This is a genomic window from uncultured Paraglaciecola sp. (assembly GCF_943787955.1).
Taxonomy (GTDB): domain Bacteria; phylum Pseudomonadota; class Gammaproteobacteria; order Enterobacterales; family Alteromonadaceae; genus Paraglaciecola.
Genome location: NZ_CALSOK010000010.1, coordinates 87,797 through 106,463, shown reverse-complemented (window position 1 = coordinate 106,463; position 18,667 = coordinate 87,797). Strand labels below are relative to the sequence as shown.

Annotated in this window: 22 protein-coding genes and 2 pseudogenes; 10 read left to right on the top strand and 14 right to left on the bottom strand. The window is 43.2% G+C overall.

Features of this window, described 5'->3' with window-relative positions; all coding sequences use genetic code 11:
* Window positions 1–87: 87 nt before the first annotated feature.
* Entirely contained in the window at window positions 88–1,137 is a 1,050-nt protein-coding gene (locus tag Q0Y52_RS08180) for a glycosyltransferase family 61 protein (RefSeq protein WP_297820469.1), read from the bottom strand.
* A 498-nt stretch (window positions 1,138–1,635) separates the two neighbouring features.
* Here Q0Y52_RS08180 and Q0Y52_RS08175 point away from each other — a divergent pair, with 498 nt between their 5' ends.
* Together Q0Y52_RS08175 and Q0Y52_RS08170 are read left to right on the top strand one after the other, a co-directional pair.
* Window positions 1,636–2,577 (top strand): glycosyltransferase family 61 protein, encoded by a 942-nt coding sequence (locus Q0Y52_RS08175; RefSeq protein ID WP_366939263.1) that lies wholly within the window; start codon window positions 1,636–1,638, stop codon window positions 2,575–2,577.
* Window positions 2,578–3,200: 623 nt separating this feature from the next.
* Window positions 3,201–3,428 carry a hypothetical protein gene (locus tag Q0Y52_RS08170; protein ID WP_297820468.1) on the top strand — a complete coding sequence of 76 codons (228 nt, stop codon included), beginning with the start codon at window positions 3,201–3,203 and terminating at the stop codon, window positions 3,426–3,428.
* A 399-nt stretch (window positions 3,429–3,827) separates the two neighbouring features.
* Here Q0Y52_RS08170 and Q0Y52_RS08160 read toward each other — a convergent pair whose 3' ends face one another.
* The 5 genes and pseudogenes from Q0Y52_RS08160 to Q0Y52_RS08140 all read right to left on the bottom strand — a co-directional run bounded on the left by Q0Y52_RS08160 (window position 3,828) and on the right by Q0Y52_RS08140 (window position 5,953).
* Complete coding sequence (locus tag Q0Y52_RS08160) at window positions 3,828–4,418, bottom strand: sulfotransferase family 2 domain-containing protein (protein WP_297820462.1); 591 nt, start codon at window positions 4,416–4,418, stop codon at window positions 3,828–3,830.
* Window positions 4,419–4,663: 245 nt separating this feature from the next.
* Window positions 4,664–4,882: a hypothetical protein gene (locus Q0Y52_RS08155; RefSeq protein WP_297820459.1), complete on the bottom strand. Its 219-nt coding sequence runs from the start codon at window positions 4,880–4,882 to the stop codon at window positions 4,664–4,666.
* Window positions 4,883–5,042: 160 nt separating this feature from the next.
* Window positions 5,043–5,337: pseudogene (locus Q0Y52_RS08150) on the bottom strand (transposase zinc-binding domain-containing protein); the annotation flags it as partial.
* Window positions 5,338–5,442: 105 nt separating this feature from the next.
* Complete coding sequence (locus tag Q0Y52_RS08145) at window positions 5,443–5,805, bottom strand: hypothetical protein (protein ID WP_297820457.1); 363 nt, start codon at window positions 5,803–5,805, stop codon at window positions 5,443–5,445.
* Window positions 5,783–5,953 carry a hypothetical protein gene (locus Q0Y52_RS08140; RefSeq protein ID WP_297820454.1) on the bottom strand — a complete coding sequence of 57 codons (171 nt, stop codon included), beginning with the start codon at window positions 5,951–5,953 and terminating at the stop codon, window positions 5,783–5,785. Before Q0Y52_RS08140 ends, Q0Y52_RS08145 begins: the two co-directional genes overlap by 23 nt.
* Before the next feature lie 220 nt (window positions 5,954–6,173).
* Here Q0Y52_RS08140 and Q0Y52_RS08135 point away from each other — a divergent pair, with 220 nt between their 5' ends.
* Window positions 6,174–7,214 carry a hypothetical protein gene (locus tag Q0Y52_RS08135; protein ID WP_297820451.1) on the top strand — a complete coding sequence of 347 codons (1,041 nt, stop codon included), beginning with the start codon at window positions 6,174–6,176 and terminating at the stop codon, window positions 7,212–7,214.
* Window positions 7,215–7,417: 203 nt separating this feature from the next.
* On the opposite strand, the gene Q0Y52_RS08130 is transcribed toward Q0Y52_RS08135, so the two are convergent.
* From Q0Y52_RS08130 to Q0Y52_RS08115, 4 genes and pseudogenes are all read right to left on the bottom strand, one after another.
* Window positions 7,418–8,782 carry a hypothetical protein gene (locus Q0Y52_RS08130; protein WP_297820449.1) on the bottom strand — a complete coding sequence of 455 codons (1,365 nt, stop codon included), beginning with the start codon at window positions 8,780–8,782 and terminating at the stop codon, window positions 7,418–7,420.
* Window positions 8,783–8,907: 125 nt separating this feature from the next.
* Window positions 8,908–10,149, bottom strand: a complete 1,242-nt coding sequence (locus Q0Y52_RS08125; RefSeq protein ID WP_297820446.1) for a hypothetical protein — start codon at window positions 10,147–10,149, stop codon at window positions 8,908–8,910.
* 259 nt (window positions 10,150–10,408) lie between these two features.
* The gene (locus Q0Y52_RS08120; RefSeq protein WP_297821523.1) at window positions 10,409–10,600 is read right to left on the bottom strand and encodes a hypothetical protein; all 192 of its coding nucleotides are present in this window, start codon (window positions 10,598–10,600) and stop codon (window positions 10,409–10,411) included.
* A pseudogene (locus Q0Y52_RS08115) lies at window positions 10,596–10,796 on the bottom strand (IS91 family transposase); the annotation flags it as partial. The pseudogene Q0Y52_RS08115 and the gene Q0Y52_RS08120, both read right to left, overlap by 5 nt.
* 342 nt (window positions 10,797–11,138) lie before the next feature.
* Between Q0Y52_RS08115 and Q0Y52_RS08110 the strand changes: the two are divergent.
* Together Q0Y52_RS08110 and Q0Y52_RS08105 are read left to right on the top strand one after the other, a co-directional pair.
* On the top strand, window positions 11,139–11,330 hold the full coding sequence (locus Q0Y52_RS08110) for a hypothetical protein (protein WP_297820444.1): 192 nt from the start codon (window positions 11,139–11,141) through the stop codon (window positions 11,328–11,330).
* Window positions 11,331–11,371: 41 nt separating this feature from the next.
* Window positions 11,372–11,857: an MFS transporter gene (locus Q0Y52_RS08105; RefSeq protein ID WP_297820441.1), complete on the top strand. Its 486-nt coding sequence runs from the start codon at window positions 11,372–11,374 to the stop codon at window positions 11,855–11,857.
* Window positions 11,858–12,133: 276 nt separating this feature from the next.
* Here the strand turns inward: Q0Y52_RS08105 and Q0Y52_RS08100 are convergent, their stop codons facing one another.
* The 3 genes from Q0Y52_RS08100 to Q0Y52_RS08090 form a co-directional block, all read right to left on the bottom strand.
* Window positions 12,134–12,796 (bottom strand): TetR/AcrR family transcriptional regulator, encoded by a 663-nt coding sequence (locus Q0Y52_RS08100; RefSeq protein ID WP_297820438.1) that lies wholly within the window; start codon window positions 12,794–12,796, stop codon window positions 12,134–12,136.
* A gap of 188 nt (window positions 12,797–12,984) precedes the next feature.
* Window positions 12,985–13,767 carry an MFS transporter gene (locus Q0Y52_RS08095; protein ID WP_297820435.1) on the bottom strand — a complete coding sequence of 261 codons (783 nt, stop codon included), beginning with the start codon at window positions 13,765–13,767 and terminating at the stop codon, window positions 12,985–12,987.
* A 412-nt stretch (window positions 13,768–14,179) separates the two neighbouring features.
* Window positions 14,180–14,344, bottom strand: a complete 165-nt coding sequence (locus tag Q0Y52_RS08090) for a hypothetical protein (protein WP_297820432.1) — start codon at window positions 14,342–14,344, stop codon at window positions 14,180–14,182.
* A 373-nt stretch (window positions 14,345–14,717) separates the two neighbouring features.
* Here Q0Y52_RS08090 and Q0Y52_RS08085 point away from each other — a divergent pair, with 373 nt between their 5' ends.
* From Q0Y52_RS08085 to Q0Y52_RS08075, 3 genes are read left to right on the top strand one after another with little or no spacing between them, the layout of a single operon-like run.
* On the top strand, window positions 14,718–15,236 hold the full coding sequence (locus Q0Y52_RS08085) for a spore coat U domain-containing protein (RefSeq protein ID WP_297820429.1): 519 nt from the start codon (window positions 14,718–14,720) through the stop codon (window positions 15,234–15,236).
* Window positions 15,236–15,976: a fimbria/pilus periplasmic chaperone gene (locus Q0Y52_RS08080; RefSeq protein WP_297820426.1), complete on the top strand. Its 741-nt coding sequence runs from the start codon at window positions 15,236–15,238 to the stop codon at window positions 15,974–15,976. Before Q0Y52_RS08085 ends, Q0Y52_RS08080 begins: the two co-directional genes overlap by 1 nt.
* On the top strand, window positions 15,966–16,343 hold the full coding sequence (locus Q0Y52_RS08075) for a hypothetical protein (RefSeq protein WP_297820423.1): 378 nt from the start codon (window positions 15,966–15,968) through the stop codon (window positions 16,341–16,343). Before Q0Y52_RS08080 ends, Q0Y52_RS08075 begins: the two co-directional genes overlap by 11 nt.
* Window positions 16,344–16,347: 4 nt before the next feature.
* On the opposite strand, the gene Q0Y52_RS08070 is transcribed toward Q0Y52_RS08075, so the two are convergent.
* Window positions 16,348–16,470, bottom strand: coding sequence for a hypothetical protein (locus Q0Y52_RS08070; protein ID WP_297820420.1), 123 nt, complete (start codon window positions 16,468–16,470; stop codon window positions 16,348–16,350).
* 888 nt (window positions 16,471–17,358) lie between these two features.
* Here Q0Y52_RS08070 and Q0Y52_RS08065 point away from each other — a divergent pair.
* Together Q0Y52_RS08065 and Q0Y52_RS08060 are read left to right on the top strand one after the other, a co-directional pair.
* Entirely contained in the window at window positions 17,359–17,889 is a 531-nt protein-coding gene (locus Q0Y52_RS08065) for a spore coat U domain-containing protein (protein WP_297820416.1), read from the top strand.
* 11 nt (window positions 17,890–17,900) lie between these two features.
* On the top strand, window positions 17,901–18,629 hold the full coding sequence (locus tag Q0Y52_RS08060; protein ID WP_297820413.1) for a molecular chaperone: 729 nt from the start codon (window positions 17,901–17,903) through the stop codon (window positions 18,627–18,629).
* Window positions 18,630–18,667 lie beyond the last annotated feature (38 nt).

Genomic DNA, 18,667 nt, shown 5'->3' with positions numbered 1-18,667 from the left:
ATGATAATAAAAGTTAACGGCTTTCTGAATCATATCGTGTATTCAAGCTAACAAGCCTAAAATAAAAGAGCTATTATCGCCTCGATGTTATCTTACTGAAACCTTTAAATTCAAATTTTTAGCGTATTGGCTTTGAATATCAAATGACTCTTCTCGTAAGAATGAGAGCATATCAATATGATCAACACAAATTTTATGATCTGATAAAAAATTAAAAAAACTGTCTATACAGCACAACCTACTCATTTTATTGTGAGGAGGGGCATCAATGTCTAGAAAGTCGACATTATTATATATTTCAAATTCATCGGCTTTGCTTTTTACAATCGAGTCAAACTCGCCATAATCAGGTCGACGACGAATTAACAACATCTTAGCCCGCAATTTAGGCAGTATATCCAAAAGATGTATGGCACTGCCTTCTTCCCAAACAATCACTTTGGCCGCTTTTAAGTGTGACAATTGCTCTTCTAATGAGAATTTTTCAGGAAGAAATTCCACAAAGCCATTTTTTTCAAATATTTTTGCCACTGCATCAAAGCCAGCAACCCGACCAACAGATTTAAACTGTCGACGAGAAATAAACAGCTTTTCAGGCTTATTCGACACGTTTAAAGTATTAAAGTTAGTCACTTCTTTTAACTTACGGCTGTAATCTAAATAAGTGGTGGCCCCTAACTGACATGCAGGCTCAGGAATAAATAACTCTTCAACTTCAGTTAACCCATAAATAGATTTAATCATTTTTTTGGGAATATTAAAATATTGAATAAGTGCTGCGGCCTTACCTAACATTTTATTTTCGGTATCAGGTAAGATAATCACCCCATCAATAACATCTTTTACTTGCTGATATGCCCAAAAACGATGACAACCTTCTGACAACAAATGACCAAAATGAGTAGGAAGAACACCACAATATAAATATCGCCCCGGTAATTTTTGCACAGTATTTTCTTGCAGGTACTGATCTCTGGGAGCTTTACTTAGCAGCGAAAGACCATCTCTAAACAATTCAAGATTTGAATTATCGATACCTTCACAGCTATCTTCAGTTAACCCATGAATAAAACCATTTCCTTTAAAATCATTTACCGCAGGAACGATTAACGCATTCGTTCGATTAAATATTTTCATTAATACTCCATATTTATAAAATGGCTTTGGAACTTTTTAGCCTTACTAAGCAAAAAAATTATTCACGTATAAACTATGTCAAAATAAATGTTTATCACACTAGCGCAAGTAAAAAATCAGCTACGGGAAGCGCTTGTTCTAAATTATGTGAAAACAGTTGATTAATTGACGAAAAATAGCCGGCTTTCACTCCTTTAAGAATATAAAATAGATGCCAATATTGAAAATATAAGGCATCATGTATTTTGATTTTAGAAAAAATGACGTTTTATTTTACTTATACTCATCGCAATCCAAAATTGTCTTTCGTACTCTCCCAAAAGACGATCATCAGCAACGATTGCCTGACATTTCGTTGGTCCGCGAAATTCTTGACTGGGAACCGCACGTGTCTCTCGAAAAGGGGCTGGATCGGACGATCACCTATTATCGGGGTCGTTTGACTGTTGCTGCTGAACAAGATACCGGGGCGAGAGCTAACGTTTAAGAGGTCATAAAATGCTAGCGTCAGTTCGCCGTTTTCTAACTCGGCCTAGTCTTTTCAAAGAACCGAATTTTGACGGAGTGCACCTGAGCGTGGTGAACCATCTTGGTTCGGTACAACACTACTATCACTTCATGATGGGTTTCGTAGTGCCGTTAATTCATATCTGGCCCGAAGTCGTAGCGAAAGCAGCTGGGCGGCCGATCTATGTGCGCAGCTGTGCAGTGATGGACCCTATCCTAAATGCGCTCAAACTTGAGGGACTGTGCATACTTCCCCTATCGACACACTCGTCGCTAAAGGAAAACACTGACGATCTATGTCGGACTGGACATCGGTTGGATTATGTAACTGTGTCGGGCTACGACACGCCTGCTGAATATGATCGCGAAGTTTTTTCAGAAGTGCGGGCTAAGTTATTTGATCGACTAGCCGTCGAAATCGCGGCAGAGCGGGTATCGTTGGAGCCTATGTTTAAAGGAGATGGGCCGAGGATTTTGATCATCGACCGATTGCCACCAGACCCCTTCTATAAATCCGAAGACTGTGAAGTGAAGGGCGGGGGCTCCGAAAGACGTTCGGTTGAAAACATAGTCAAGTTGGCCGAATTAGCGCGTAGCCGGTTCACTTCAGTGGCATCGGTTACGCTTGAAGGGCGAAGCTTGGCATCTCAGATGGCCCTGTTTTCCATGGCTGATATCATTGTTGCGCAACATGGCGCTGCATTGGCCAACCTGCTTTGGGCGCGCAAGGGTGCAAATGTTGTAGAGATCTTGTCAAACCGGCATATTGGGTCCCAATTAGTTCCGTACTTTTTCCCGAACTTATCTGCAGCAATGGGGCTTCATCATAACGTACTTCACCAACCCATCGAGCACGGCCCTGTCAGCGTGAGAGATTTTTTGGCTTCGATGGATGCACTTGCGCTGTCACATCCAATTTCAACTATCAACTAATACATCGGTTCAAGACTCTGGCTATTATTGTCTATCGCACACTTGCTAAACATATCACTAAAAAAGCAGGCTACAACAAAAAGACGGCACAAACGGGAGCGGTAACATTAATCCAACGATTCGGCTCAGCGCTGACAAAACCGCGGGAGCGATTTTGAACTGCCGGAGGCCTGCTCCTCAGGGGTGAAGGACAGGACGCCCGAAGTCATTTAAATATCCATTTTCATGAAGCACATCCATTGGTGATCTAAAAGATACTCAGACACCTGAATACAAAAAATGGCGGAGTCGCAGGCTTGAGTACATCCAAATAAAGGTAATATAAAATGTGCAAGCGATTGTTATTGATAAACCTGACACTAAGATAACATCACGTAGTTATTAGGCTATTTTTGATGCTCAAAATTTAATTATAATTGAGTGATTGTAGATTGTCGTTATTATGGGTGGCATAATAAATTTCGCTGTGGTAATCATAATGTTTGTAAAGGTTGGTAAATTATCCGGTTTACATTTAAGTCTTGTAATATTATTCATTGAAATTGCTACTAATATATACTGATACAGATTTGCAGATATATAGGTTTTCAAATCACCATTTAACTCATTAGAGAAAAAATATTATGTATAAAAAAATTGCGCTAGTTGCCCTGTTATTATCTGTTTCATCGTTAACATTTGCTGGAGAAGGTGAGGCTAAAAAGAAAAGTAAAAAAGGCAAATGGGCACCTACTGAACAATCATGCGCTAAAATAGATAAGCAACTTGCTAAATACAAAGGAAAAGAAGGCTTTGAAAAAAAATTAAAGAATGCCGAAAAGAGAAAAGTAAAGTGTGTAGCCAAAGGTTAATAACATAATCCTGCTATAGCTATATATGCTGATGATTTCCTGTATTGCTTTAGGTAAAAATAATTGACTCATCGGCTTGCCATCAAAACAATATGATTACACCTGTATAGGTTTAATAAACACTACCCCAAATCGAATCAATAGTTCCGGTCTGAACCCATACCCATTGCGTGATGTGGTGTGCTTGCCCCTCTAAGGTTACTATGAGGGGAAAACACACCATAAAAGCGAATGATATTCAGTCTCGGTGGTGTTACTAGCGCGGCGAGTTTGCCGATGAGAGTGAAGAATACGTGTGAAGTGCCATCACAACAAAGGGGTTTTAGCTCATATCTAACTCGTCCGTTTTTTGTCTTACTCATATATGCTTTATTATTTGGGGTTTCTAATTACCTTCATTTATGAGCCAAATTTATACCCAAACCTTTCAATTTCTTCATGGTAAAGATTGTTAATAATATTACGGTTTCTCACATCATAAAAATCCCAGTAATGATCATAATGCTTTAAATTTTTTGAGGGAATTCTCGAGATTGGAATATTTAATTTTGAAGATATTGTGTTGATCTCCGAACTGAAATTCTCATACTTATAAATGTCATCCACATCTGTTGTGTATTCAATTTGGGGAATAAAATGATCACCAAACTCTTGCTCATAATACGAATTATTCTCAACTGTATCTCTAACAACATTAATAAAATCATTAAATGGAAGTATCGGTCTTTTCTTGGGCAATGTTTGGCGCCAAAAATAAGTGCTTAATATTCTCGCCCAAGGATTTCTGATAAAAGTAAATTTGTAATAACTGTCGTACTTACTTTTGCCCATTTTTTCACATAACATATTACATGTTAAATGCTGCAATGAAGGGCGCTCATCCGGTCGTGAACTATGGAATAAATTAATATTAAATAAGCGTTCAATAGTTGTTCCACCTGTTTTGGGAATATGAAGGAAAATTATCTTTTTTTTATCATTGTATGGCATTTTCAACCTCAAAAATTCTAACACCGTGCAGTGCAGCATCAATTGTATCCATAATTTGAGCGGCTTGTTAAGTAATCATTTTTTAATGGATGAGTCGGTTGCAATTGCCAGATAAACCATACTTCTAGGTCAATTATCGTGAACATCCCTTTTCTTTTTTAGCTATGTTCATGCATGATTATATTTGAAAAAACTTAAATCAATAGCTTATATTATTTTAAATACACATTTACGTGTAAATATAATCATGACTTTTGAGAGAGCATACGGTAAGGATCCGCTAGTTTAGAAACAAAATAAGTATCAACTACTTCCCCTTTGTTTGTTACTGGATAAACAACTTTAGTGATTTGATTATCAACAGCAGGTTGAATTTCAGTCTTTTTTTCAGCGACTGAGGTTTCTGATTCGGAAGAACAAGATGCTAATAGTCCTACCAGTGCAATTACAGCAATTTTTTTCATGTTGTAGTGTCTCTTTGTTTAAAAAATAGTTTTTTGATTCTCAATTTTCATTCTAATTTTTTGCAATCTATTAGTGATTTTTGTGTAACGATTGAGTCTTTTAAAAAAACAGCACTCTGGGTCGGCTTTCAAAGCCGCGCTTCCACCAGGCGAACAGGAAAACCAGGAGTGCGGCGCTTTCTGCCATTCGCCGCGCACCGCAACTGGGACAAAAACCTCTGCGTTTACAACTGAATGCAACTAGGTGTTCATGATGACAATCTTCACAACGTACTCGCAAAAACCCATATTCCAAACGACCGCACATACTTGGGCAAATATTTATCTTGTTGCCCCATATGGCTCAGAAACTGCGGGTAATATTTTTCAATAATTTGATAAAGAAGGGTCTGCTCTGGTTTATGACGTTCATACTTTACCGTTCCCTCTCTTCTGGCATCCTTGATAAGTGACATAGCTCACCCAGAATGCTGTTGTTTCATACAGTACAGGTGTGTTTTTTTATTGTTGGTATGCTGGCCCTTTATAGCGCAAATATAAGGGCATTAAAGGTTGAAAAACTAATTAGCCCACCGACTACTTCTCGCCGTTTTAATGTCGTCAGGGGTTCTGCGTACAATAAAATACCGCTCTTTGAGGTATTCGTTGTGCGCGGCCATGTTAATTTCACGGGTATCTCTGCTCGGAATGGTAGCATTTAAGCCCAATTTTTCTTTAAGTGCTGTGACAATAGCGGTAGATATTTCGTCATGTACCGCAAAAATGTCAAGCATATCTCTGTCGTAGGTGGCTGACCACAGATGTTTATCACTTGCCGCTTCGATTAACTGTGCGGTAATTCTTATTTTGCTACCTGAGCGCCTAACGCTACCCTCAAGTCTATTGTCGACCTCCCGCTCTTCAGCCTTTGCCTTTAAAGGCAAAGGCTGAAGAGCGGGAGGTCACGTGAAATGTTGGCACCTGTGCCAGCACGTTGAGTATTTTTTCAGAGGTACCGGCTGAGAAATATTCTTGTTCGCTATCTGATGACATATTCACAAAGGGCAATACTGCAATGGAGGCATCCGGCACCGCCTTTGTTGTTAATTTGCAAATTATGGAACAATAGCTCTTACAAAAAATGGGATGTCTGGTGCTTACAGTTGCGTTATAATCAGTGCTAGATAATTCTATAATAACAAAGTTGAGCATATCTTTGTCCCACATGAGAAACTGCGAACGTTGCTGTGATTCATACTTTTGCAACTATTCAGGCAACCTGTGGGATCATTGTCCTGCTTGCCGTCGCAGCATGTTGGACTTGCAAGACCGTCGGCATTATGATGCCTTGCAACAACAGCTACAGTACGCATATGGCTGGGGCTATAATATAGAATATGACGTTGCCCAATATGATTATATTCTAAACGAAGATGGCAGCCTTACATATAGTTGTAGGCCTAGTCATATTTATCACGCCCAAGTAAGGCAGTTGATAATTGATGGCTTTCTTGCCCGAATCGCCCAAGAATATATTGAGGGTGCTACGTCGCAGTATATGCTTGATATGGCTTACGGCGCTGGAGTTGATGAAGCCTGCCACTCATCTTTTTTTATTCGTCATGAAACAAAAGGATTTACCTTCACTTATAGAGCGGAACCGAAAGTGCATTTTGTCTTTAACGATGCTGGAGAAGTTATTTCTATGATTTATCCGCCATTTCAAGATGTGGCTATGAAAGCAGCATATAGAAGAGGATGCGCGGATTATATCAAATTAAATTCAGAAGTATGCCATACCCTTGCTGAACAGCATCAAAAAAAGGCGCTTTTAGCTAAGACTGCTGAAAAGATACGTGAGCAATATTGGGTTAATGAAGATGCTATAAAGTATTTCACTCGATTAAAATACGTCATTTACGTACCTTGGACTGCAATTTACTTCATGGCGTTAGCAGGGGTGGTATTCATGTTACCACATGACGTTTCAGAGGGCTGGTGGCCTGAAGCATGGCGAGCAATTCAAAAGATATTTTTCTTCATAATTACTTATTTAGTAATGACTTTACCTTCAAATGTCATTAACAGCTGGATTAAAGACGCAAACAACGACCTCACTTTAAAAAAACAAGAAGAGCTACTGGCTATTAATGCCGAAGGTAAATATGTGGATTTTGATCATCTTGACGAACTATCCCCAATGCCATTGGATGAAGAGATTAATTCAAAAAAAGAAAATAAAACACTCGTTTTGGTACGTGATATCGCTATCGTATTTGGCGGACTAGAAATTGCAGTTTATATTTACGTTGAGTATGTTTCTCCGTTTGTTTTTCAGTCGCTGCTTAAATAACATTTATAAAAATGGCAATTCAACCACTATTAATGGCTAAGTGTTAAATATGAGGTTAAGCGAATAATGGGTAATTCGTTTTATTTACACTAAGAAAATGACTACGAATAACCCGCAGTCGATCTTTATGTACTTTTAGCACATGGTGGATTTAAAAGTAATTAGCGTTAAATTTACCGGCCATTACTTTAACATGAGGTGAATTATTCTTGTCCGGTATACCAGTACTTAACAATATCCTCTGCCGGTTTACCGCGGACAGATTGAGAGGTGTTAGGGAAACCTTCAAAATTCGGAGTTAACGTGGGTGAAAGCCAATAGCCGGTATGAATGTCGACACTGTTAATCATAAAGGTATTTTGCTCTTCAATCGCTTGCATGATGCCTTCTATGCCAACTGATTGCACAGAAAAATCCGTAACAAAACTTTCTTGAATACAACTGACTTCAGTCCCGTCTTCTAAACTTCCGGGGGTACAGAAACCATCTTCTTTCCAGCCATTGAGAAAAAAGTCTTCACGGCTTTGCACTTGAATAATAAGTGTTACCGGTAATTCTATATTTGACATACCGTGCCAGCATGGTTGGTTAATATCACCACAATATATTTGCATATGTTGATTGGTCAGTGACTCAAAGGTTTTCTGCTTGACCAGTTCCGTTGTTAGTTTGGCATCTTCTTCAGCGTTAAATTGATTTCCGCAGCACTGTAACGCATTGATTAAAATACTATCTACTCTGGAAAATATTCGTTGATCATTAATTACAGTCCCTATTTGCCCCCAAATAATATCGCCGTCAAAATTGGCTCTGATATCATCAATAATTTCGGCAAACCGCACAATATAATATTCTTTTAATTCGTCGGTATGTAAGGTGAGCCACATCGCGTTCCAGTCAGCAGAAATGCCTTTTATAGCTATTTTTTGGGCATGTTTTGCCTGAATAATCATATTTTTTTGATGTGCATCTAATATTATTTTAAGCTTGTTCAACGTGAGTTTCTCACCCTGCTCAACAATAATATCGCCATCGACATTGTTTTGAGTAAACTGCCAAGAAAAATAAATATCAATGTCGAGCAAACGTGCTTGCTCAACAATATATTCTACATATTTTTTAGGCGTATGATAATTAGCTTCGGCTACTACCCATGGTTCTTGGCTATCGTTCCACTGACCATAATTGTAAACCCAAACCCTTTGTGCACCTGAAGCACTCATCGCCTGTAATGCTTCAAGATACATCAATTTTACATATTCATCTCTAGAACAATTATTGCGTTCAGACTGGGATAGGCCATCATAAATCCAAATAGGGGAATAGTCTTTAAAACTAATACCTCTAACTATATGGCTAGAAAGTTTACCTCTGGGGGAGGGGGTTTCAAATTTACCCTTATAGGATTCAGGGTAGTCAGCAGAATGAGGGTTGACGCATGATGTCGTTACAGTTGACGTGGTTACGGTTGGTGGATTTGAGACGGTATCGCTATTATCACCTCCGCCACAGCCACTTAGGAAAAAAATAACAACGAATTTAATAAAATACTTGTTTGAGAAAAACATTCGCAACCTCTAATAAATGATGTAGCGTATAGGTAAAATACAACGTCACTTTTCCTAAAATCAAAATACATGATGCCTCATACAGTATATTCCAATTAACAAATGAGTCTTAAGTAAGTAAATTTTTAGGCTCGTTTATTCTGTTCAAAGATCTGGTTAAATAATTCATTACGTTCTTTTTGAAGTAATTCAGCACAAGCATTATCTGTCATTTCCATAGCTTGCTCATCTAGTATTTCAAAATGAAAGTCTGCTTTCAAATATGTTTTGGCATTGGGTAAAGATTTTAGTTTCTCATAGGGCGTCATCATACTTTTGTAAGGGTATGTTTTATGTTGTTTCCCTTTATCATCAGTGGTGACTTCAGGAAAGAAACAAGGTCTATGATAATTGATATACGGGTAAAGATATTTTAAATTGAACGTATTGATTAACGGTGCCCATTTCTGTGGAATATGTGTGTAACCAAACTGTTTTCTTACAATTGATGCATTTTTACTTTCTGCTAACGCATTATCGTTTGAGTGTCTTGAGCGTGATTTTGTGAGCTCTATTTCAAGTTTGGTGAGTAATTTACACACGTGTTTGTTGATGTATTCAGAGCCATTATCTGAATGAAACCCTTTGATAATAAAAGGAAACGCGGCCATCATTTGCGTGAGTACTGGGATGAGGTAACGCTCACTAATACGTTCAACTGAGCAAACAACCTCAAACTGTGTCACCTCATCCACTGCATTAATATGATACACGCCTTTTTGTTTATCTAGGTCTCCTTGGTGCACGGTATCAATACGAATATAGCCAGGCTCGCCGTTGGGTTGAGGTTTACGCCGTTCGCCAATAGGCACTTGTCTTGATTGTGTTTTGGTGAAGTGTCTGCGTTGTTTTTGGTAGCCTTGAGAGTGCCTCAAGTTATATAAATGTGAAACAGAGATAGTGGCAAGCATTTGGTATTCTGATTGCTCAAACGTATTGTAGGCACGCTCCAACAGCTTTTTAGTGGCATGACCACAGATATCATCATGCCTTGCGTCCATTTCAGCCAGTAGCTTGATATCCTTTGTACTGTAAATGGTTGAAAAGCCGTTAGTTCGGCAAGGTTGCCAGTTAATTCTGCCGACGTCCTTGTATTGTTTTATCAATCGAGTGAGTTGCTGCAGCGAGTAGCCTGTCACCTTTTTAAGGTATTGATTGACGATCCCTTTGTCGGTTTTTTTTAACGTGATATAGCGAAATTTTATCAATGTTTTTTGAATGAATTGATATCGCTGATTTTTATCACCTAAAACGGTAAAGGCGACGGCTTGGTTACCTTGAATAAAGCGTTCAAGCTCTTCAATAGTGGTGAGGTTTTCTATATTCATGATCGCTTTCATCTTATGATCATGAACAGAATTTAAGTCTTTAGACGCATTTCATTTTGGAAACACGCAATTAGTTAAGACTCATTTCATATTGGACAAGGCTCATACTTTACATATTGACATCTATTTTATATTCTTAAGGGAGTGAAAGTCGGCTATATTTCGTCAATTAATCAACTCTTTCTACTTAATTCAGAATTCAAGACAAGCGCATCCCGCTGTTGTGCAAACGAGTTTTGTTTATGATGATGAACGGCTTTTATTCAAACAGACTTATCTGAGGCGGTGCTCGACTTTGTGGGGGCAATAATTCAACGACTTCGTCATTTTTTGTATTCAGGTGACTGAGTATCTTTTGGATCACCAATGGATGTGCATTAGGCACATCCCTGTGCCTAACCCTTGCGGGCAGCATGCGCTGTGCAAATCGTCTTTCCTGCCGATTTGTCAATGCTCGCTATAACCTTAACTGCACCACCGCATTGCTCACAGGTTTCAATGTCGATGTTAAAAACCCGTTTAAGTCTTTGCGCCCAGGTCATCGATTGGTGTTTTTGTGCCCGTGTTTTTTCCTGCCCTGTCGGCAAGGCTTGTTTAGTCTTATTTCGGAAAGACGGCGTTATTGTCACGCGGTGCCGACTGTTTGGTGGAGGGCCACCCCGTGGAGGGCCACCCCGTGGAGGGCCACCCCGTGGAGGGCCACCCCGCACAAATACGCCATGACTAATTCATCAGAAATGAATTAAGCCAACCAGAGGTTGCCTGCAGGGTGAGAAACAGGAACGTTTCACATCTAAGCGCCTCAGATTAACGCGGGGTCTGGGTACCAAGGCCGCTAAACGGGCAATAAAATCCAGCGGCTCAAAGATGGCAGGCCGTCAGTCAAATTTGATTGATATATGATTGACTTACGCTCAATATAGCCTGATAGTTCGAATTCTCTAACGTCCGCAATAGGTCGATTTAAGCCTTTTCTAGACTAGAACCTTATGTCGGCCGTGGGCGGTATCGGCAGCATTACCGCTACATTGCTGATGGTGACTTACATCTATTTCTGGCAACTGGATGCGATCCAGACGTCCTTACTGTTTGCCGGTCCCATTATTCTCGCGGTACTGTTGTCGGGCGTGTTTTCCAAATCACTGAATCGGCTGTTTGAAAACAACAGATACTGCGCCTGACCTGTGCCCTGACCAGCATTAACCTGCTCTGGCTGACGCCGTTGAAATTGTTTGACCTACTGCCAGATAACAGCACGGTGGTATTTGCCTTGATCTACTTCAACTGGGCAATACATATGACCATGAATATTCTGCGCGTGATCACCGTTCACTCGATGCTGGCTGATATCGTGGATGAGCAAGAGTTGGCCACTGGCAAACGAAAGGCGGGCGTTGTTTTTGCTGCGGCTTTCTTTTCCTCCAAATTCGTAGGCGCCTTTGGCTACCTGATAGCCGGCCCGTTTCTGGACGTGATAGGCCTGCAGGCTGGAGCGCAACCAGGCGAAGTATCCAGCACGGTAACGTGGGGTCTGGGCCTGATTATGGGCCCGGGGCTGGCGATTATTATGCTGTTACCGGTGTGGATGTCATTCAAAGTGAATATGAGTCACGCCAGTCAGTTGGAAGTTCGCCAGGCCCTGTCACAGCGACAACAGGCAGCCGGAAGAGGCGACAACGCCTCCGTCAGCACACCAAGATCGCACTGAGAGTCGAGATTACCGAGTTCAATCAGCAAAGATGCCACTGAAACACCGTCTAGCAGGAGTGTTTAGGCACCTCAGTGCGGGAATGACCGGAATAGATCTACGATGGGAGCGATACGAGCATAATGTCCGGTGGAAATTGGTGGAGTTTGTAGGTATGCATCACCTGATGTTACCCATTATGGCGACTTAATTTGGCAACACCGGCGAGCTTTTCACTTAGCCCTCATTGCAACGCCACAGACTAATGGCTAATAACTAACTTGATAGTGCCATAAACTAGAGGCTGATAAGTCCATTGATTTCTTCACTCAGCCTAACATGAAGCTCGGGGCTGGCATCGGACGCGTAAACCAAAAGTATGCCCTCTAAAACCTGATGGCGGAATTGATTCAAATCAATGTAGCCACTAACCCAGTCAATTCGCCCAAGCCGGTTGCTATTGTGAACTCTTTTCATAATCGTGCTGGGTTCGATATTTCCTAAAAACAACCCACTCTCGTACCACTCTTTTCTCGGTACTGCCAGTTGCTGTGCCCGCTGGAAAAGTCCATCTGGAATTCTAGGGTCAAACAATCTTACTTGATCTGCCGACATAAATGCGGCGCGATAAAAATCCGTATCCTGCTCAAATACAGCAACCACGTTATCGACGAAGAACTTTGCATTTTCAATAGGGTCGATAGGCGGGTTGAGGACATTACCCTGCATTTGTTCAATTAAATTCGAAACTAGCTCTCTAATGATGTCACTTTTTTTCCCGAATAGGTTGTGAATCGTTGGCGTAGTAACCCCAGCCTCATCGGCAAGTTCACTTATAGTAAAGTCTTCTAAACCTTTTGCAGCTATTAGACGCTTTGCTAGATTAAATATGCGTTCACGCCGCAATTTTTTATTTGCCTGACGAGTTACATTGCCTAATGCTTGTCCTGACTTTTTCATACTAGCCAAAATAACACATGATAGATGATCTAACTATCACTTTTTTCTGTGAGTAAAATCTGTAGAACCAAGCGCTCTAATTTTTTAAGGAGGATATATAAATATTGGAAAGAGACTGTGTCGGAAGAAGAGTCATTGTTAAGCGTAAAAGTACTTTGCGCCAAACGGGGTTGTACCCATTATTGTGCCTATACGGCCATATCCAACATCACCATGTATAAAAAGTTCTTGTTCCGAAATGTGATGAATATATCGCGCAGCATATTGCTGTCGGCATCTCCTGTGCCGCTGGCGAGTTTGGGAATGTATTGCCAAGTGCCGGCAATGCAGATGACGCTAAACAGTATGACGAGCAGGCCGTTGACCCAGCCAAAAAAATGGTAATTGTCGATGAGGAAGCGGCCGTCGAGGCCATTTTCTTCCTTAAATAAAAAAATCATGGCGGTGGCCGAGACAAGAGTGCCGATAATCCAGGCCATTTTGGTGCGCACCGCAGCCAGCTGTGTGCGTTCGTGATAGTCCTCGGTAATCTCTGCACCCAGGGCCAGGTAGGGCACCATAAAAAAGGTCAGAGCTGTGCGTACCAGCAGTATGCTGATCAGCAGCCAGGTAAACAGCTGGCCTTGGTCGCTCAGCACACTGCCGGGTGGCCCGTACAGCATGACAAAACCCGCAGCCATTGGAATAACAGCGCCAATCATTAACGGGTGGCGGCGGCCAATGCGCGAGCGCAAACGGTCTGACCAGGCGCCAATCAGTGGGTCGCTGATACCATCCCAGATAATTGAAATGCCGATGGCAAGACCGGTCAGCGTCCCCGACAGGCCCAGCACCTGCTTGTAGTAAAGCAGGACAAAGACCCCCATTGCCGCCTCTTTGAGTGCGTGACTGACAATGCCCGAGCTATACAGCAGACGGTTATGCAAGCTAAAACTTGAGACGTCATTGGAATAAGTTTGAAAATTTCGCATTAAAAATTCGAAGCAGGTTCCTAAGTGTAATATGTGAGAGTATGTAATACTGAATAATACTATGTAAAATCAGCCGATCCATTCATTGTTTTAAAGGCGTAAATGACTCTAATATATAGGGTCTGAGTTATAGCTCGCTTACTCCTAGTATTGTAATGAAACCCTATCTCAAAACAAGTTGCCATAAGTTCCGGCATCAGTTTTAAGCGCACTATTTTACAGAGCCCGGGTGGTGAAATTGGGTGACACGGTAGTTTCAGGTGCTACTGCTCTCATGGGCATTCCTCTCCCGGGCAGCATAGTCAAACGTAGCCCATCGTCAATCATAACTTTACAAGATTCAATGGACCTAGCTTCAGACAGACTTTAGAACGCTGGGATCCAGTCATCACTAGTAAGAGCAAAAGCCAATTTAGTTCAATGCATTGAGCTCTTCGGGCGTTAATAGATTTTTTCTGTCAGCCATATTGGCCCAAATCTTAGTCGGTAATTTTTGATAACCACGGTTGTTTGCTGCGGCAACCTTCGTGGCAGTGCGTGTCCCAAGGCGCAGCAACACAGGCGTGACGCCCAACATACCACCCACCAGGTAATGACCATTCTATTTTCACGGCGAATAGCTGTTTGGTCGATGGATAAAAACATTGTTCGGCATTCTTTGAACCACGCCGACCTGTTTTTTTATAGTTTCTAGTCGTTTTTATGTGATTTTGTATCGTCTTGCATGCGATTTTTTTGATGGCAGGCCCGTATTTCAGATTTAATTATAAAGCAGATTTAACTATTCAGTAATTTTAATTAACAGACAAATTTTATTAATACATAAATCTGTTGACTTTCTGAAGCGAAGGGAATTATTATGGGTTTCGCAGCAACTCAGACCAGTTCGATGAGGCAGCAACTAACTGTTTCTTGCCGAGAGATGCATTTGTTAATAGAAGGAAAAAAGTATGAAAATTAAACTTAAACTTGCGATCGTATTAGCATCCGCTCTCGGATCCGCTAGTCTTAGCACTGTTGGTTACGCTGCCACGGCTTCTGACAACATGGTCGTTTCGACGGCCGTTGTGATGTCCTGCACTATCGATGCCGGTGCGTTAACTTTCGCAAATTATGATCCGACCTCAGCAAGCGATAATGATGCTGAAGTTGTCATAACATCGACCTGCTCTAATGGCGGTTCAGCAACAATTCTAATGGGTGTGGGAGGGGTTGCAGCTGTAGGTTCTACCGATGCCATTCCACTCCGCCAATTGTATAATAGTGCTTCTGGTGCCCCAAGGCTACCTTACTTTCTGTATCAGAACGCCGCTCGCGACACGGTTTGGGGAAATACATTGGGCACAGGAGTAGCATTCACCGCGGTTGAAGGCACTAATTCGTCTACGCTCTATGGTAGGATTCCTGCGGGACAAACAGCTAGCGTCGGAAGTTATAATGACAACGTCAATGTAACCCTCGAATATTAATGCTAACACGAGTGCTAGAACAGGCCGCTTGCGGCCTGTTCTTTTTTGTCGTTTGCGCTAGCATCGCTAGCGCTGGCACAATTGGGGTGAGTCCGGTGCGTGTAACACTATCGGACAGCCAGAAGATAGGTTCGCTTTCCGTGCGCAACGATGGTGCTGAGCCAGTAACAATGCAAATGGAGGTACTGAGCTGGTCACAGCGGGAGGGGAATGCTGTTTTCGCAGCTACTCGAGAGCTGCTTGCCAACCCACCCATTTTCACCATTCCAGCTGGAAGCTCGCAGTTGGTACGAGTTGGGCTGCGCCGCGCACCTGATGTGCAGCGCGAGCTGACGTATCGCGTCATCCTACAGGAATTGCCGCCGCCACCCGATCCTGATCTTACGGGTGCACGTATGACGTTACGTATCAGCCTGCCAGTATTTGTTTCACCCGAGATCGAAGCTAAACCAGTGCTGCACTGGCAGGCGGTCCGCACCTCGCAAGGCGCCCTCAAGATCAGCCTGAGCAACAAGGGCAACGGCCACATCCAAATTAAAAACTTCAAGCTATCACTGCTTGATAGCGCGCAGCCTTGGGTAACCCTACAGGCTTCTGATTATGTGCTAGCTGGTCAGAGCCGCGACTGGATCGTGCTGGCTAGCCCGGAAAACCCAGCTCCGCCGCCAGGCGTCACGTTACAGCTTTTTGCTCAGACGGATGCCGGTGACATTGAGGCCGAAGTCATTATTGCGCCTTGATTTGCAGCAGGCAGGAATGGTTGTTCATAAGATTAATGGCATCAAGTCTCTAAATGCACGCCTACTTCTGCTGGCTATGCTGACGCTAACACCGCCAGCGGCGCTGGCGGAAGACCCAGATCATGATGCAGACGAAGTATTTATGGCGGTGCTTATCAACGGGCAAACACAAGGCACCGTCGTTATACTGCGCAGCGACGGTCGTCTGTTCTCGGGAGCTCAAGATCTGCGGTGCTGGCACTTGCACTTGCACTTGCCGAATACTGCTCCTCTTACCCACTACAGCGAAGACTTCTTCGCGCTTGATGCGCTGGCGGGCCTGTCGTATAAATTTGATGAATCCAGTCGCTCTGACCACCGCGCTTAGCTACTTAACGGCAACGACCCACTATATGCGACTCACCGGCATGATTGATGTAGATTTCGATGGTGTCTGCCATGACGCCCTTTCTTCCGGCTACGCGGCTGTGTCTTTTTGGGCAGTCGGTCTTCATCAATATCTAGTCCCTGGGTACTAGTCCCAGAGTACCAGTACCACGATCAGCCACGTTTCCGAAACCTTCAATCAAACCCAGGATAGAGCTCACTGGCGCATAGATACTCATTGAAACAGAAGGGTCTCCTTTCCCGACCTTATAGCGTGTGCCTCGGCTGATGAATGCGCGTTCCGCCATAGAGACTGTCGAGATGCGGCGTTTTTTTGCGCGCTACAGCAATGTCCAGTCCCAGTTTGATGAGGGCTTGCCGAGCCGCTCTTGGCAGTCTGCTCGTTGCAAGTGTCTTCATAACACGTCTTGTATATTGAACGATAATTCATCTAAATGTTCATAATAAAAGATGTTATGGCCTAAAAACTGTCGCTTGCCAATATCGACAACATCGTCGCTGCCCTTAAGACACCCTACGAATCAATCAACTGGATCTGGTTATAGGTCCTAACCCCTAATTTGCTGACCCCTAATTTGCTTATAAACCACTTTTTTGCGTAACCAGCCACGCACATCATCGCTCTGAAGTGACAGTTAAGTTAGCAGTACCACACTCGCTGCAAGCGGCGAGACGGTGCTCACTGAAAACGTGTCCTTGATGACGATGTCTTTGAGGGCTAGGTCACAAACTTGCGGTTACCCCCGCACTTTACTCCGACCCCTATAATTTCTGTGATTTTTGATGGCAGGCCCGTATTACAGATTTAATTATAAAGCAGATTTAACTATTCAGTAATTTTAATTAACAGACAAATTTTATTAATACATAAATCTGTTGACTTTCTGAAGCGAAGGGAATTATTATGGGTTTTGCAGCAACTCAGATCAGTTCGATGAGGCTGCAACAAACCCTGCTCTTGCAGAAAGCAGCATCTGTTTATAAAAGGAAAAAGTATGAAAACGAAATTCAACCAAAGCAATCTTAAACTTGCGATCGTATCGGCAATCATGGCTTGCTCCGCTGGTCTTAGCGCCAGTAGCTACGCTGCCACGGAAACGGCCACTATGACCGTTTCCTCGTCCGTTTTGACTGCCTGCACTATGTCGACCGGCGACTTGACGTTCGGCGCCTATGATCCGATCACTCAGGCAAATGTTGATGGTACTGCCACGATAACATCGACCTGCACTTTAGGCGGCGGGGCAATCATCACATTGGGTCAGGGTAATAATGCAGACACTGGTTCAACCGATGAAGATCCTCTTCGCCAGATGGCTGATGGTACTAACCGTCTGAAGTATCGCTTGTATGGGAGTAACGATCGTGCCGGGGTATTTGGAAATACCGAAGCTACAGGACAAAGTGCCAATGGAACTGGCGAAGCTGTTACGACTACAGTCTATGGTCGGATCGTTGGCACGGAAAACTCGGGAACCCCTCCAGGAACCTACTCCGACGGCGTCCTAGTCACACTCACTTACTAATGCTAACAAGCATGCTAAAACAGGCCGCTTGCGGCCTGTTCTTTTTTGTGGCTTGGGCCAGTGTCGCAAAGGCCGCTTCTTTTGGGGTGAGCCCCGTGCGTGTGACGCTATCCGAGACCCAGCAGATGGGCGCAGTCACCGTGCGTAACGACAGTATTGAGCCGGTGTCAATGCAACTGGAAGTGCTGAACTGGTCACAAGAGGCGGGCAAGGATGTTTTGACACCCAGCCGCGAGCTGCTTGCCAACCCGCCCATTTTTACCGTGCCAGCTGGTGGCTCGCAGTTGGTCCGGGTTGGGCTGCGGCGTGCGCCTGATGGACAGCGCGAGCTAACCTATCGCATTGCGCTACAGGAATTGCCGCCGCCACCCAAGCCCGATTTTATGGGTTCACGAATGTTGATGCGCGTCAGCCTGCCGGTGTTTGTTTTACCCGAGGTCGACGCTAAACCCGTGCTGCGCTGGCAGGCGACTCGCACCTCTCAAGGCGGCCTCAAGGTCAGCCTGACCAACAATGGTAACGCCCATATCCAAATCGCTAACTTCAAGTTGTCGATGCCCGGTAGCGCGCAACCTTGGGTGACCAAACAGTCGTCTGAGTATGTGCTGCCTGGTCAGAGTCGCGACTGGAACCTGCGGGCGAACGCAGAATATCCGGCTCCGCTACCAGGGGTCACCTTACAGCTTTTTGCTCAGACGGATGCCGGTGACATTGAGGCTGAAGTCATTATTGCGCCCTGATGTGCGCCAGGCAGGGATCGTTGCTCATAAGATTAATG

Bases quoted from the DNA above. Each gene is read 5' to 3' on its own strand.
- Q0Y52_RS08180 (WP_297820469.1), bottom strand. From the start codon at position 1,137: ATGAAAATATTTAATCGAACGAATGCGTTAATCGTTCCTGCGGTAAAT.
- Q0Y52_RS08175 (WP_366939263.1), top strand. From the start codon at position 1,636: ATGCTAGCGTCAGTTCGCCGTTTTCTAACTCGGCCTAGTCTTTTCAAA.
- Q0Y52_RS08170 (WP_297820468.1), top strand. From the start codon at position 3,201: ATGTATAAAAAAATTGCGCTAGTTGCCCTGTTATTATCTGTTTCATCG.
- Q0Y52_RS08160 (WP_297820462.1), bottom strand. From the start codon at position 4,418: ATGCCATACAATGATAAAAAAAAGATAATTTTCCTTCATATTCCCAAA.
- Q0Y52_RS08155 (WP_297820459.1), bottom strand. From the start codon at position 4,882: ATGAAAAAAATTGCTGTAATTGCACTGGTAGGACTATTAGCATCTTGT.
- Q0Y52_RS08135 (WP_297820451.1), top strand. From the start codon at position 6,174: ATGTTGGACTTGCAAGACCGTCGGCATTATGATGCCTTGCAACAACAG.
- Q0Y52_RS08130 (WP_297820449.1), bottom strand. From the start codon at position 8,782: ATGTTTTTCTCAAACAAGTATTTTATTAAATTCGTTGTTATTTTTTTC.
- Q0Y52_RS08125 (WP_297820446.1), bottom strand. From the start codon at position 10,149: ATGAATATAGAAAACCTCACCACTATTGAAGAGCTTGAACGCTTTATT.
- Q0Y52_RS08110 (WP_297820444.1), top strand. From the start codon at position 11,139: ATGTCGGCCGTGGGCGGTATCGGCAGCATTACCGCTACATTGCTGATG.
- Q0Y52_RS08100 (WP_297820438.1), bottom strand. From the start codon at position 12,796: ATGAAAAAGTCAGGACAAGCATTAGGCAATGTAACTCGTCAGGCAAAT.
- Q0Y52_RS08095 (WP_297820435.1), bottom strand. From the start codon at position 13,767: ATGCGAAATTTTCAAACTTATTCCAATGACGTCTCAAGTTTTAGCTTG.
- Q0Y52_RS08090 (WP_297820432.1), bottom strand. From the start codon at position 14,344: ATGTTGGGCGTCACGCCTGTGTTGCTGCGCCTTGGGACACGCACTGCC.
- Q0Y52_RS08085 (WP_297820429.1), top strand. From the start codon at position 14,718: ATGAAAATTAAACTTAAACTTGCGATCGTATTAGCATCCGCTCTCGGA.
- Q0Y52_RS08080 (WP_297820426.1), top strand. From the start codon at position 15,236: ATGCTAACACGAGTGCTAGAACAGGCCGCTTGCGGCCTGTTCTTTTTT.
- Q0Y52_RS08070 (WP_297820420.1), bottom strand. From the start codon at position 16,470: ATGAAGACCGACTGCCCAAAAAGACACAGCCGCGTAGCCGGAAGAAAG.
- Q0Y52_RS08065 (WP_297820416.1), top strand. From the start codon at position 17,359: ATGAAAACGAAATTCAACCAAAGCAATCTTAAACTTGCGATCGTATCG.
- Q0Y52_RS08060 (WP_297820413.1), top strand. From the start codon at position 17,901: ATGCTAAAACAGGCCGCTTGCGGCCTGTTCTTTTTTGTGGCTTGGGCC.